This is a genomic window from Burkholderia singularis, from assembly GCF_900176645.1.
Classification (GTDB): Bacteria; Pseudomonadota; Gammaproteobacteria; order Burkholderiales; family Burkholderiaceae; genus Burkholderia; species Burkholderia singularis.
In genome coordinates, this window is the sequence record NZ_FXAN01000109.1 from 1 (window position 1) to 14385 (window position 14385).

At 64.4% G+C, this 14385-nt stretch carries 13 protein-coding genes; 10 read left to right on the forward strand and 3 right to left on the reverse strand.

The window, feature by feature from the left end; translation table 11 throughout:
* Positions 1–116: 116 nt before the first annotated feature.
* Positions 117–1403, reverse strand: a complete 1287-nt coding sequence (locus BSIN_RS22240; protein WP_089342026.1) for an SGNH/GDSL hydrolase family protein — start codon at positions 1401–1403, stop codon at positions 117–119.
* Between the two features lie 171 nt (positions 1404–1574).
* Between BSIN_RS22240 and paaA the strand changes: the two genes are divergently transcribed.
* The 8 genes from paaA (at position 1575) to BSIN_RS22280 (ending at position 8252) form a co-directional block, all read left to right on the forward strand.
* Positions 1575–2573, forward strand: a complete 999-nt coding sequence (gene paaA, locus BSIN_RS22245) for a 1,2-phenylacetyl-CoA epoxidase subunit PaaA (protein WP_089342027.1) — start codon at positions 1575–1577, stop codon at positions 2571–2573.
* Between the two features lie 103 nt (positions 2574–2676).
* Positions 2677–2961, forward strand: coding sequence for a 1,2-phenylacetyl-CoA epoxidase subunit PaaB (gene paaB, locus BSIN_RS22250; protein WP_059516297.1), 285 nt, complete (start codon positions 2677–2679; stop codon positions 2959–2961).
* A 14-nt stretch (positions 2962–2975) separates the two neighbouring features.
* Positions 2976–3779, forward strand: coding sequence for a 1,2-phenylacetyl-CoA epoxidase subunit PaaC (gene paaC, locus BSIN_RS22255; RefSeq protein ID WP_089342028.1), 804 nt, complete (start codon positions 2976–2978; stop codon positions 3777–3779).
* Between the two features lie 229 nt (positions 3780–4008).
* Positions 4009–4662 carry a 1,2-phenylacetyl-CoA epoxidase subunit PaaD gene (paaD, locus tag BSIN_RS22260; protein WP_173678740.1) on the forward strand — a complete coding sequence of 218 codons (654 nt, stop codon included), beginning with the start codon at positions 4009–4011 and terminating at the stop codon, positions 4660–4662.
* Between the two features lie 2 nt (positions 4663–4664).
* A complete protein-coding gene (gene paaE, locus BSIN_RS22265; protein WP_089342029.1) occupies positions 4665–5753 on the forward strand; it encodes a 1,2-phenylacetyl-CoA epoxidase subunit PaaE in 1089 nt (362 codons plus the stop codon).
* A gap of 135 nt (positions 5754–5888) precedes the next feature.
* A complete protein-coding gene (locus BSIN_RS22270; protein ID WP_089342071.1) occupies positions 5889–6719 on the forward strand; it encodes a DUF1835 domain-containing protein in 831 nt (276 codons plus the stop codon).
* A gap of 33 nt (positions 6720–6752) precedes the next feature.
* Complete coding sequence (locus tag BSIN_RS22275; RefSeq protein WP_069233652.1) at positions 6753–7364, forward strand: TetR/AcrR family transcriptional regulator; 612 nt, start codon at positions 6753–6755, stop codon at positions 7362–7364.
* 240 nt (positions 7365–7604) lie between these two features.
* Positions 7605–8252: a GNAT family N-acetyltransferase gene (locus tag BSIN_RS22280; protein WP_059516287.1), complete on the forward strand. Its 648-nt coding sequence runs from the start codon at positions 7605–7607 to the stop codon at positions 8250–8252.
* An 87-nt stretch (positions 8253–8339) separates the two neighbouring features.
* Here the strand turns inward: BSIN_RS22280 and BSIN_RS22285 are convergent, their stop codons facing one another.
* On the reverse strand, positions 8340–8855 hold the full coding sequence (locus tag BSIN_RS22285) for an Lrp/AsnC family transcriptional regulator (RefSeq protein ID WP_059516285.1): 516 nt from the start codon (positions 8853–8855) through the stop codon (positions 8340–8342).
* A gap of 183 nt (positions 8856–9038) precedes the next feature.
* Here BSIN_RS22285 and hppD point away from each other — a divergent pair, with 183 nt between their 5' ends.
* On the forward strand, positions 9039–10136 hold the full coding sequence (gene hppD, locus BSIN_RS22290) for a 4-hydroxyphenylpyruvate dioxygenase (protein WP_089342030.1): 1098 nt from the start codon (positions 9039–9041) through the stop codon (positions 10134–10136).
* Between the two features lie 134 nt (positions 10137–10270).
* Here hppD and BSIN_RS22295 read toward each other — a convergent pair whose 3' ends face one another.
* Positions 10271–10465, reverse strand: coding sequence for a hypothetical protein (locus BSIN_RS22295; RefSeq protein ID WP_089342072.1), 195 nt, complete (start codon positions 10463–10465; stop codon positions 10271–10273).
* Between the two features lie 322 nt (positions 10466–10787).
* On the opposite strand from BSIN_RS22295, the gene BSIN_RS22300 reads away from it, so the two are divergent.
* The gene (locus tag BSIN_RS22300) at positions 10788–14378 is read left to right on the forward strand and encodes an indolepyruvate ferredoxin oxidoreductase family protein (protein WP_089342031.1); all 3591 of its coding nucleotides are present in this window, start codon (positions 10788–10790) and stop codon (positions 14376–14378) included.
* The last annotated feature ends 7 nt before the right edge of the window (positions 14379–14385 follow it).

Genomic DNA, 14385 nt, shown 5'->3' on the forward strand with positions numbered 1-14385 from the left:
TCAACTCCCTCTCTAGCAGTCGGCCGCGCTTCCTTCTCTCTCCCCCGCTGTCCGTTTCCGTTTCAGCGAAAGAGGCGTGATTCTAGTCAGTCGATCCAAACTATGCAAGGCTTTTTTCAATACCGCCCGGCAGCAGCCATGAGCGACTCCAGCGGCACCGCGTCGGCCATCGCCTGATAGCCTGCATCGTTGGGGTGAATATCGTCGCCGCTGTTATAGCGACGCTGCAATTCGGAGGGCTTTGCCGGATCGCGCAAAGCAGCGTCGAAATCCATCACGCCATCGAAGGCGCCAGACGTCCGAATCCATTCGTTAACCTGCCGACGGATCGACTCACGCGACTGGGGCAACGACGCCGGCGTCAGCGTCGCACCGAACATCGCCACGCCGCGAGCATGTGCGGCAGCAATCAGCCGACGGTAACCGTCGATCAACGACTGCGCGTCGACGCGCGTATGCGGCGCATCGCAATCGAATCCGGCGCGCGCCGGCATCGCCGCGAAATTGATGTCGTTGATGCCGATCATCACAACCGCAACCTTCACGCCCGAGCGCGCCAGCACGTCCCGCTCGAAGCGCCGCTCCAACGCGACGCCGTAGCAGCGGGAATCGCTCAGCAGCCGATTGCCGCTGATGCCCAAATTGAGCACGCCGAATGCCGCCCCGTCCACCCCCTCGATACGCGCGGCCAGCACGTCCGGCCAACGTCGATTGCGGTTCAAGCTCGAGCGCATGCCATCGGTGATCGAATCGCCGATGGCCGCTATTGCCGCCGCCTTCGCCGGTTGCGCGTCGACCGCCAGCTCCGCCACCCAGGCGGACTGCGTAAAGCGCGTCCGATAGGCATCAGGGGCCGCATCGACAGCATGGTTGCCGAGCGACGACACATAATTGATCTGATTGGCAACCCGATGCCAGACCGTCATCGTCTGACGCGGGCCCATATACAGGCTGAGCGCGTAAGGCTTGCCGCGCGCCACGTCGAACGCGATCGGATCGCTCTCCCGCTCCTGCCCTGGCGCGACTTCGACGCCGGATTTTCCACCGAATGTCAGCGCCACCGAACTGTCGGCGACAACCGCCGCGCCACCCGCCGAACGGCCGATTCGAAGCTCGTCAATCACAAGCGGCGTCTTGCCGTATGCATTGCTCACGCGCACACGGATCGCACGCCCCGCAATTGTCGGGTAGACGATCTGACGAACGGTGCGGCCCGCGACATCCGGCGCCCGATAAAGCGGCGGCGGCGCAGCAAGATCAGGGATCGGTTGCAAGGCCGTTGCCCACGACGCCACCCATTGCGATTGCTGCGCCGGCGCATCGGTCGCGGCGGCGCCTGCCGCCATCGGCGCGGCAAGCGCGATGCCACCGGAAAAAGCAATAAGCCAACGTCGGAACATCATTCGATCCTCTCTTAAAAAAGCTGACGATTATGCATGAGGCAAAAACGATCCACCGACGCCTGTCGATCGGCGGCATCGAATCATCGACGGAAAAGGATTGAAATCATATATTGACCGACCGGTCGGTTGATTTATACTGCGTACCAGCCTCACTTGGATGAACCCATCTCCATGTATACGCAATCGCTCGACCTTCCCGGCCAAGCCGTACCATCCGACATCGCCGCCGATTCGCCCGAGCAGGCCGGATTCGACGCCGTCATCGCCGCCGACGGCAAGATCGAACCGCAAGACTGGATGCCCGACGCCTACCGCAAAACGCTGGTGCGGCAAATCTCGCAGCACGCGCACTCGGAAATCATCGGAATGCTGCCGGAAGGCAACTGGATCACGCGCGCACCGAGCCTCAAGCGCAAGGCGATCCTGCTCGCGAAAGTCCAGGACGAAGCGGGCCACGGCCTTTATCTGTATAGCGCGGCGGAAACGCTCGGCGTCTCGCGCGACGCGCTGATCGACGCGCTGCACGCCGGCCGCGCGAAATATTCGAGCATCTTCAATTATCCGACGCTCACCTGGGCCGACGTCGGCGTAATCGGCTGGCTCGTCGACGGTGCGGCGATCATGAATCAGATTCCGCTCTGCCGCTGCACGTATGGTCCGTATGCACGCGCGATGATCCGCGTCTGCAAGGAGGAGTCGTTCCATCAGCGCCAGGGTTTCGATGCGCTGCTCGCCATGATGAAGGGCACCGACGCTCAGCGCGAGATGGTGCAGGACGCGGTGAATCGCTGGTGGTGGCCGGTGCTGATGATGTTCGGGCCGCCCGACGCCGATTCGGTTCACAGCAACCAGTCGGCCAAATGGGGGATCAAGCGGATCTCGAATGACGATCTGCGCCAGAAATTCGTCGACGCGACGGTCGAGCAGGCCAAGGTGCTGGGCGTCACGCTGCCCGATCCCGATCTCAAATGGAACGATGCGCGCGGACACTTCGACTACGGCGCGATCGACTGGGACGAATTCTGGCGGGTCGTCAACGGTGACGGGCCCTGCAACCGCGAACGGCTCGCGACCCGCGTGCATGCGCACGAAAACGGCGCATGGGTTCGCGAGGCGGCGCTCGCGCACACGGAAAAGCGGCGCCGCCGCGAACAGCCGCAAGCGGCATGACACGGGCGGCCGTCGCGCCAAACACCGTGGAAGTATCGTGAAACGCCGCGGCGAGCGCCGCCGCCATCCGCGTCTGTGGAATTCAGCAAATCAGGAGCAAGCGATGAGCAACGAATGGCCGATCTGGGAAGTTTTCGTGCGCAGCAAACAGGGGCTCGACCATAAGCACTGCGGCAGCCTGCACGCGGCCGATGCATCGATGGCGCTGCGCATGGCGCGCGATGTCTACACGCGCCGCCAGGAGGGCGTGAGTATCTGGGTCGTGCCGTCGGCGGCGATCACGGCATCCGATCCGAATGAGAAAGCGGAGCTGTTCGAGCCGGCGGGAGACAAGATCTACCGCCATCCGACGTTCTACACGCTGCCCGACGAAGTCAACCACATGTGAGCGAGCCGCCTGTCATGACGATCACGCCCCAGCATCTCGCTTACGTGCTGCGCCTCGCGGACAACGCGCTGATCCTCGGCCAGCGCAATGCCGAATGGTGCGGCCACGGCCCCATCCTCGAGGAAGACATCGCGCTCGCCAATATGAGCCTCGATTTGATCGGGCAGGCGCGTCTGTTGTATACGCACGCGGCCGATCTCGAACGCCAACTGACCGACATCGAAAAGACCGAGGACGATTACGCCTATTTCCGAGGCGAGCGCGAATTCACGAACTACACGTTCGTCGAACTGCCGCATTACGGCCCGCTCTGCGGCACCGCGCATGCGCCGCTCGACTATGCGGTGACGATCGTGCGCAATTTCCTTTATTCGACGCTGATGCTGCACGTCTTTCAGGCGCTCGAGACATCAAGCGACGCGCAACTCGCGGCTATCGCGTCAAAATCGCTGAAGGAGACGCGCTATCACGCCCATCACGCACGCGAATGGCTGATCCGCCTCGGCGACGGCACCGACGAATCGCACGCCCGCACTCAAGCCGCGCTCGATTATCTGATGCCGTACACGTGCGAGTTTTTCGTCGCGGACGAAATCGACGCCGCGGCCGCGACGGCGGGCATCGGCCCGGCAATCGCATCGCTCGACGCCGCGTGGCGCGCAGACGTCGACGCGGCGCTCGACGAAGCGACGCTCGCGCCGCCCAAATCTAGCCTGCATGTACCGGCCGGCAAGCGCGGCGAGCACTCCGAGCACTTCGGCTATCTGCTCGCGCAAATGCAGAGCACCGCACGTCAGCATCCAGGCGCGTCCTGGTAAGTCCGTGCAGCGAATGATGAAATTCGAAACGACCTCGTCCACGTTGCCGCCCTCCGCCGTATCCGGCCCGCCGGCGCTCGCGCCCGTCACGCCCGGCCGGCAGAAGCAAGCGTCGGGGCTGGCGACTCGCCCGTCCCATCGATCGATCGGTGAAACCGGCCAGCCGGTTCGCGATCCCGATCGGCCTGGGCCAACAGCGCCGAGCGCTCAATCGTCTTGTGCCGGCGGTCTGCCGGCTGCCGGCACGGATCGCTCAGCTACCCGGCCGCAATGGCTCGCCGCCGGCGCCAACGGCAGCAACACTGCGCACGACGACGAAACGCTTGTCGCGCGCGCGAGGCAAGCGCTCGAATCCGTGCCCGATCCGGAAATCCCGGTCGTCTCGATCCGCGAGCTGGGCATCCTGCGCGATGTCCGACGCGCCCCGGACGGCACGCTCGAAATCGTCATCACGCCGACTTACTCCGGCTGCCCGGCGATGCAGCAGATCGCCGACGATATCGGCGCCGCGCTGCGGGGCGCCGGGCTCGCGCCGCACCGGATCGTGACCGTGCTCGCGCCGGCGTGGACGACCGACTGGATCACCGCCGATGCGCGTGAAAAGCTTCGTGCGTATGGAATCGCACCGCCCGCCGAACGATGCGACGGCCATATGCCGGGGTCCGCTTTGGCGGCCGCCCCCGCTGCCGAGCGCACGATCCGCTTCGTGCCCAAGCCGGCCGCGCCTAAGCCGGTCGTAGCCAACTCGGCCGCCGCCCCCGCTTGCCCGCGCTGCGGCTCCGCGCATACCGAGCGGCTTGCGCAATTCGGCTCGACCGCTTGCAAGGCGCTCTATCGCTGCATCGATTGCCGCGAACCCTTCGACTACTTCAAACCCTATTGACCATGTCGACTCCGCAATTCCATCCGCTGCGCATCCGCGACGTGCGGCCCGAAACCGCCGACGCCGTCACGGTATCGTTCGACGTGCCGCCCGAGCTGCGCGACGCGTACCGCTTCACGCAAGGCCAATTCGTCACGCTGAAGGCGCACATCGGCGGCGAGGAGACGCGCCGTTCGTATTCGATCTGCATCGGCACGACGGATTACGATCGCGACGGCGAGCTGCGCATCGGCATCAAGCGCGTGCGCGGCGGCCGCTTTTCGAACTTCGCGTTCGATACGCTCAAGCCCGGCCAGACGATCGACGTGATGACGCCCGATGGCCGCTTTTTCACGCATCTGAATGCGGGGCACGGCAAGCACTATGTCGCCTTCGCCGGCGGCTCGGGCATCACGCCCGTGCTCGCGATCGTCAAAACGATGCTCGAACTGGAGCCGCGCAGCACGTTCACGCTGATCTACGGCAATCGCAGCGCCGATTCGATCATGTTCGCCGAGACGCTCGAGGACCTGAAGAACCGCTTCATGCAACGCTTCGCGCTGTATCACGTGCTGTCGGACGAGATCCAGGACGTCGAACTCTTCAACGGCGTGCTCGACCAGCCGAAATGCGCGACGTTTCTCCAGACGCTCGTGCCCGCCGCGACGATCGACGAAGCGTTCATCTGCGGCCCCGCGCCGATGATGGACGCGGCCGAGGCCGCGCTCGCGGCGGCCGGCGTGCCGCGCGAACGGGTGCACGTCGAACGCTTCGGCACGCCATTGCCGCAGGCAGGCGCGCCCGCGGTCGAGATCACCGAAGCGACGCCCGCCGCCGATCTCGAAATCGTGATCGACGGCAAGACACGCAAGCTGCGCCTGCCGTATGAAGGCGCAAGCCTGCTCGACGTCGGCCTGCACGCGGGCATTGCGCTGCCTTACGCCTGCAAGGGCGGCGTGTGCTGCACGTGCCGCGCGAAGGTGCTCGAAGGCGAAGTGCGGATGGACAAGAACTACACGCTCGAGCCGCAGGAAATCGCCGATGGTTTCGTGCTCACCTGTCAATGCCATCCGGTCAGCAGCAAGGTGATCGTCAGTTTCGACGAACGCTAGATACCGCACCGATCGCGCGGCAAGCGGTTCCTTCCCGCCCCGCATCTCGCTTACACTAGGGGCCGCTTGCCGGACGGCCTCGACGAAAATCTGCGCCGCGCGGCAAGCGGTTTTTCTTTGCTGACGACAGGCCGGATGAGGACCCTTCACGTGACCCAAGGCGGCAGCGCCGCCGCCTCGCTGCGCATCGCGCTCTCGGCCGCCGGCCGCGACCACGATACCGTCATCGAGCTGCTCGACGATCTCACTGTCGGCCCGCTGCGCGGCGTGGACGACGCGCCGGACGCGCGCGCCGCGTTCTGGGAACGCGTGATCGGCGATACGTTACCGGTCTGGATCGCCAGGCTCGCCGCCGAACGGGCTAAATTCGATGCGCTCGCCGCCGGTTCCGAACAGATCGTGATCTGGCATGGTCAAAGCGCCGCGGACCAACTGATGCTTCGGCGCGTTGCCTATCATCTGCGCAGTGCGCCGCAACGGCTCAACGAGGTGCGGCTGTCGATCGCCGATATGGACGATCCGCGCGCGTGGGCAAGCGTGCGAGCCGATCAAGCCACCGCAGCCGGCATTTTTCCGCCCGAGCGGCTGCGCGCGAAGCTTGCCGAAGCCGCGCCGATCTCGGTGCTGCGCATCAGCCGGCTCGCGCTCGAATGGCTGGAGGCCAGGCAAGCGAATGCCGAGCTACGCTATTTCGTCGGCAATACGTTCAAGAGCGGCCTGTATACCGATCTCGACGCGCTCGTTCTCGAGCATGCCGGCAGCGAATGGCGGCCGGCCGCGCGCGTGGCCGGTGCGGTGATGGCACTCGCGGATCGCGGCCAGCTGTTCGTCAGCGACACCGTCGCTTTCTGGCGCTGCCGCGAACTCGCGGCAGCCGGCCGCCTCGAATTGCGCGGCGACGCCCGCTCGATCGAGCATTGGCGAACGGCAACGTTGCGCGTCGCGCCCGCCGCCGCCCATCGCTAACCTCTCTTAACGACGCTTCACGTCCCGAATCCGATGGCCCGCACCCGAGCGCCCGATCACGAATCCCAACGCGAGCAGATCCTGGATCTCGCCGCCGCCAAATTCGCGCAGACAAGCTACCCAAGCACGTCGATGACCGACCTCGCGAATGCGAGCGGCACATCGAAAGCGCGTCTATACCACTACTACGAGAGCAAGGAAGCGATCCTGTTCGATCTGCTCGACCGCTACACCAAGCAGTTGATGCTGATCATCGCCGAGGTCGAGGGCGCAAGCCAGCGGCGCGGGCTCACCGAGCGCGAGACGTTCGCCGAACTCATCCGCGCATTCCTCGCCGAGTACGAGACGTCGCACAGCCGCCATGTGGCGCTGCTAAACGACGTCAAATACCTTGAGGACACGCAGCGCCAGATCATCCTCGACCGTCAGCGCGACATCGTCGCCGCGTTCTCGCGGCAGCTCGCGCGCGCCTATCCGCAGCGGATCCTGAAAGCCAACCAGACGGCGGCAACGATGATGGTGTTCGGGATGATCAACTGGACCTTCACGTGGCTGAAGCCGGGCGGCCGCCTTGGTTACCGTGACTTCGCCGAAATGGTGATCGATATGATCGAGCATGGCCTGGGGGACGGCCGCGCAACCTGATTTTTGCGCAGCAGCATTTGTTGCGCATACGTAACAATGCGGCGCCTTATTGCCGCGATCATCAACCGCCAATAAATAATCAACAAAAACAAAGGCTTAAAGTTTTATTTGACAAATTTAGAGCCGGACCTCCATCGAATGTACGGGTTTCCCCTAATCTCAAACTAACCGTTCGATTAAAATTACGCTGCGACGCACAAACGCGTCATATTGCTGTACGGTCTATTTGAGGAACCCACGATGAACAAGCCCGAGTCTCGCTCTGCCGACGCGGTCGGCATCGCCGGTCCCGCGCCAGTTCTCGTCCGGGAACTGGCTTCCGGCGACCGCCCGCAACTGCTTGCCCACTTTCTCGCGCTCGACGGCGAAGACCGTCTGCTGCGCTTCGGGCAGGCTGTGCCCGACCATGTGATCGAAAACTATGTCCGGACGATCGATTTCGGACGCGACACCGTGTTCGGCGTGTTCAACCACGCGCTCGAATTGATCGGCGTCGGCCATCTCGCGTATCTGCCCGACGAAGACGGCAAGCGCACCGCCGAGTTCGGCGTGTCGGTGCTCGAATCGGCGCGCGGCCAGGGTGTCGGCTCGAAGCTGTTCGAGCGCGCAGCGATCCGCAGCCGCAACACGCATGTGACGACGCTGTACATGCATTGCCTGTCGCGGAACGCGACGATGATGCACATCGCCAAAAAGTCGGGAATGCGCATCGAGTACGCGTATGGCGAAGCCGATGCGTATTTGTCGCTGCCGCCCGCCGATCACTCGACGATCATCGCCGAGATGATGCAGGAGCAAGCCGCGGTGTTCGACTACGCGCTCAAACGCCAGGCGCACCGCGCGACGCAGATCTTCGAATCTCTGCTGCCCGCCAGTCTCACCGCGTGAGCGCGCGGCGCTGGCACTCCACTCATCGAAACGGGCGGCCCATCGGGCCGCCCGTTTTCGTTACCGCATTTCATCGCCGCGCCGGATTCAGCGGATCGGCAGCGCGGTGGTCTCCTTGAAGCGTTCGAGCGAGAAGCTCGTCTTCACGTCGATCACCGACGGATGGTGCAGCAACTGCTCCTGCATGAAGCGCGAGAAATGCGCCATGTCCTCGACCTGCACACGCAGCAGGTAATCCATATCGCCCGTCATCGCATGGCACGCGACCACCTCGGGCCACGCCTGCACCGCTGCGCGGAACAGATCCGCATGCGTCGCGCCCGCGCGCGCGGACGGCTCCTCGCCGCGCGCGAATGCGACGCCCCCCCGCTTCTCCAGCCGCACGCTCACATACGCGAGCAAATCGAGCCCGAGCTTTTGCGGATCGAGCAACGCGACGTAGCCGGTGATCACGCCCATTTCCTCGAGCCGACGTATCCGGCGCAGACACGGACTCGGCGACAGGCTCACGCGGTCGGCGATGTCCTGGTTGGACAGACGCCCATTCTCCTGGAGGATCGCAAGAATGCGCCGGTCAATTGCGTCCAATTCCACGTGCGCCATTTTCTACCTCCATCAACTCAATTTAAGATGGAAAATTGCTCGAGCGTAACGTTGTACGATTAAGTTCGCAAGTTTTCGCCCAGCCGCCCCCGCTACACTTTGCCGCAGTCATTCATTGAGCACGCGCAGCGCGCTCGGAGCAAGCGCCGAAGCGCCCGCTCCGCTATCGACACAGGAGACACCATGCAAATCCCCACTTGGGACAACCCTGTCGGCACCGACGGCTTCGAATTCATCGAATACACCGCGCCCGATCCGAAAGCGCTGGGCGCGCTGTTCGAGCGGATGGGCTTCACCGCGATCGCGCGCCATCGCCACAAGGACGTGACGCTCTACCGCCAGGGCGACATCAATTTCATCGTCAACGGGGAAACCGATTCGTTCGCGCAGCGCTTCGCGCGGCTGCACGGCCCATCGATCTGCGCGATCGCGTTTCGCGTGCAGGATGCGGCGAAAGCGTACCGGCACGCGCTCGAACTCGGCGCATGGGGCTTCGACAACAAGACCGGCCCGATGGAACTCAATATCCCGGCGATCAAAGGCATCGGCGACTCGCTGATCTATTTCGTCGACCGCTGGCGCGGCAAGAACGGCGCGGCGCCCGGCAGCATCGGCGACATTAGTATTTATGACGTCGATTTCGAGCCGATCGCGGGCGCCGATCCGAATCCGGTCGGCCACGGCCTGACCTACGTCGATCACCTGACGCACAACGTCCATCGCGGCCGGATGGCCGAATGGGCGGAGTTCTACGAGCGTCTGTTCAACTTCCGAGAAGTCCGCTACTTCGACATCGAGGGCAAGGTGACGGGCGTGAAATCGAAGGCGATGACTTCGCCGTGCGGCAAGATCCGGATTCCGATCAACGAGGAAGGCTCCGACAACGCAGGGCAGATTCAGGAATATCTCGACGCGTATCGCGGCGAGGGCATCCAGCACATCGCGCTCGGCGCGAGCGACATCTACCGCGCCGTGGACGGCCTGCGCGGCGCGGACGTGAAACTGCTCGACACCATCGATACGTATTACGAACTCGTCGATCGCCGCGTGCCGAACCACGGCGAGCCGCTCGACGAACTGAGAAAGCGCAAGATCCTGATCGACGGCGCGCGCGACGATCTGCTGCTGCAGATCTTCACCGAAAACCAGATCGGGCCGATCTTTTTCGAGATCATCCAGCGCAAGGGCAACCAAGGCTTCGGCGAAGGCAACTTCAAGGCGCTGTTCGAATCGATCGAGCTGGATCAGATCCGGCGCGGGGTCGTGAAAGACACCGCGTAACGCACGGTGCGTGGCGCATAGCGCGTCGGCCTCAAGACAAAGGGCGGGAACTGCGAAGTTCCCGCCCTTTTGATTATCCGGTTCTCGAATCGCGCGCAGATCGCCCGGCGGCAGCCGTCGCGAGCGCGCGACGCTTAGTGGCCGCGCCGCATGCCGCGCACGCAGGCCGACGGGTTCGCGAGCGCATCGATGCCGCCCGCCGGCGCGAGTTGCAGCACCCGGCCATCGGCCGCCGCGCACGCGCGCGCATCGTCCGCGCGCACCGGGCCGCTGATCGCGAAAAACGCGGCCGACACCATCAAGAAGTTCTGGATATACCGACTGTTCATTTGCACCTCCATTGCAGCCGCCCGGCGCGCGTGCCGATTGCCGGCTCGCGCCGGCGCCGACCGCGCAACCGGACCGGGCCGCCAAGACTAACGGCAATCGCCGGGCGGCGCGCGTCGTTTTACATGCGCTTACAGCCTGTAACGCATTGATCCGGCATGTTTTCGGCCGGGCGGCGCCGATTTTTGACGGCCCTGCGGCGGGTTTATCCCAGTGCTACTATCGAACTGAGTCCGCCAGCATTCGATATTGACCGACGCGTCCACAAGACGCCGACGCATCGACATTTTGGCGATCCCAACCCGGGTGGAGGAGACACACCGAATGAATGCCCCGCTAGACGCCGGCCAGCGCGCGACGCTGGAAGCCGCGCTGAAATCCGTCACGCTAGATGACAAATACACGCTCGAGCGCGGCCGCGCTTATATGAGCGGCATCCAGGCTCTCGTGCGCCTGCCGATGCTCCAGCAAGAGCGCGATCGCGCCGCCGGTCTGAATACGGCCGGCTTTATTTCCGGTTACCGCGGCTCGCCGCTCGGCGGTCTGGATCTATCGCTGTGGAAGGCGAAAAAGCATCTCGCCGCGCACCAGATCGTATTTCAACCCGGCCTGAACGAAGATCTCGCCGCAACGGCCGTCTGGGGCTCGCAACAAGTCAATCTGTATCCGGGCGCGAAATATGACGGCGTGTTCGGCATGTGGTACGGCAAGGGCCCGGGCGTCGATCGCACGGGCGACGTGTTCAAGCATGCGAACTCGGCAGGCACCTCGGCGCACGGCGGCGTGCTCGTGCTCGCCGGCGACGATCACGCGGCGAAATCGTCGACGCTCGCGCATCAGTCCGAACATATCTTCAAGGCGTGCGGGCTGCCCGTGCTATTCCCGTCGAACGTCCAGGAATATCTCGATTTCGGGCTGCACGGCTGGGCGATGAGCCGCTATTCGGGCCTGTGGGTCGCGCTCAAATGCGTGACCGACGTCGTTGAATCGTCCGCTTCCGTCGATATCGATCCGCATCGCACCGAAATCGTGCTGCCATCCGATTTCATCATGCCCGAAGGCGGGCTGAACATCCGCTGGCCCGATCCGCCGCTCGTGCAGGAAGCGCGCCTGCTCGACTACAAATGGTATGCGGCGCTCGCCTATGTGCGCGCGAACAAGCTCGACCGGATCGAGATCGATTCGCCGCACGCGCGCTTCGGAATCATCACGGGCGGCAAGGCTTATCTCGACGTGCGCCAGGCGCTCGTCGACCTCGGCCTCGACGACGAAACCTGCGCGCGCATCGGCATCCGGCTCTACAAGGTCGGCTGCGTGTGGCCGCTCGAGGCGCAGGGCGCGCAGGCGTTCGCGCGCGGGCTCGACGAGATTCTGGTGGTCGAGGAAAAACGCCAGATTCTCGAATACGCGATCAAGGAGGAGTTGTACAACTGGCCGGACGGCCAGCGTCCGCGCGTATTCGGTAAGTTCGACGAAAAGGACGGCGCGGGCGGCGAATGGTCGGTGCCGATGGGCAACTGGCTGTTGCCCGCGCACTATGAACTGTCGCCCGCGATCATCGCGAAGGCGATCGCAAAGCGGCTCGACAAGTTCGAGCTGCCCTCCGACGTGCGTGCACGGATCGCCGCGCGCATCGCGGTCATCGACGCGAAGGAAATGGCGCTCGCGAAGCCGCACGTGACCACCGAGCGCAAGCCGTGGTTCTGCTCGGGCTGCCCGCACAACACGTCGACCAACGTGCCCGAGGGCTCGCGCGCGATCGCGGGCATCGGCTGCCACTACATGACGGTCTGGATGGACCGCAACACGAACACGTTCAGCCAGATGGGCGGCGAAGGCGTGCCGTGGATCGGCCAGGCGCCGTTTACCGACGAAAAGCACGTGTTCGCGAACCTCGGCGACGGCACCTATTTCCACTCGGGGCTGCTCGCGGTGCGCGCGGCCATCGCGTCGAAGGCGAACATCACGTACAAGATTCTTTATAACGACGCGGTCGCGATGACGGGCGGCCAGCCGGTCGACGGCGTGCTGACGGTGCCGCAAATCACGCATCAGCTCGCCGCCGAAGGTGCAAAGAAGATCGTGATCGTCACCGACGAGCCGGACAAGTATCAAGGCAACATGGCGCTGCTTGCGCCCGGCGTGACGGTGCGCCACCGCGACGAACTCGACGACGTGCAGCGCGAGCTGCGCGACATCGAGGGCACGACGATTCTCGTCTATGACCAGACCTGTGCGACCGAGAAGCGCCGCCGCCGCAAGCGCGGCGCGTATCCGGACCCGGCCAAGCGCGTGGTGATCAACGAAGCGGTTTGCGAAGGCTGCGGCGATTGCTCGGTGCAATCGAACTGCCTGTCGGTCGAGCCGCTCGACACCGAGTTCGGCACGAAACGGCAGATCAATCAGTCGACGTGCAACAAGGACTTCTCGTGCGTGAAAGGCTTCTGCCCAAGCTTCGTGACGGTCGAAGGCGGGCAATTGAGAAAGCCGAAAGCCGTGGCGGCCGACGCGAGCGCGCTGCCGCCGATTCCCGAACCCGCGCTGCCGGCCATCGACCGCGCTTACGGCGTGCTGGTGACGGGCGTCGGCGGCACGGGCGTCGTGACGATCGGCGCGCTGCTCGGGATGGCCGCGCACCTCGAGAACAAAGGCGTGACGGTGCTCGACGTGACCGGCCTCGCGCAAAAGGGCGGCGCGGTGATGAGCCATGTGCAGATCTCGCATGCCCCCGCCGACATCCATGCGACGCGCATCGCGATGGGCGAAGCCGATCTCGTGATCGGCTGCGACGCGATCGTGACGGCGGGCGACGAATGCACGTCGCGGATGCGGCATGGCGTGACGCGCGTCGTCGTCAACAGCGCGAAAACGCCGACCGCCGAATTCATCAAGAATCCGAAGTGGTCTTTCCCGGGCGCGAGCGCCGAACTCGACATCCGCACAGCGGCAGGCGATTCGGTCGACCTCGTCGATGCGAACCATTTCGCGGTCGCGCTGCTGGGCGACGCGATCTACACGAACCCGTTCGTGCTAGGTTATGCATGGCAGCGCGGCTGGCTGCCGCTATCGCATGCGTCGCTCGTGCGCGCGATCGAGCTCAACGGCGTGCAGATCGAACAAAACCGCGCCGCGTTCGAATGGGGACGCCGCGCCGCGTTCGATCTCGCGAGCGTGCGCGCGATGGCGGCCAGCGGCGCACAGGCGGGCGCGGGCGCAACCGTGATTTCGCTGCATACGAAAAAGGCGGTGGATACGCTGATCGCGACGCGCGTCGAGCACCTGAGCGCGTATCAGAATACCGCGTATGCGGCGCGCTTCTCGGCCATCGTCGCCAAGGTGCGCGCCGCCGAGCGGGCGCTCGACGGCGACGCCGCGCAGGAGCCGCTGACCGAAGCGGTCGCCCGTAACTTGTACAAGCTGATGGCGTACAAGGACGAGTACGAAGTTGCGCGGCTGCAATCCGATCCGGCGTTCGTCGCGAAGCTCGCCGCGCAGTTCGAGGGCGACTGGAAGCTCAAATTCCACCTTGCGCCGCCGATTTTCGCGAAGAAGGACAAGCACGGCCATCTCGTGAAGAAGCAGTACGGTTCATGGATGATGCCGGCGTTCCGCCTGCTCGCGAAACTGAAGTTCCTGCGCGGCACCGCGTTGGACGTGTTCGGCCGCAGCGACGAGCGCCGCACCGAGCGCGCGCTGATCGGCGAATACGAGGCGCTCGTCAGCGAACTGATCGGCGAACGGCTCACGCGCGACACGCTACCGCTCGCGGTGGAGCTTGCGAGCCTGCCCGATGGCATTCGCGGCTACGGGCACGTCAAGGAGAACAACTTGCGCGCGGTGCGGGTGAAGTGGGACGAGCTGCTCGCGCGCTGGCGTTCACCGCAGGGCGGGCAGACGTCGCGGCACGTCGCTTGACACGCGT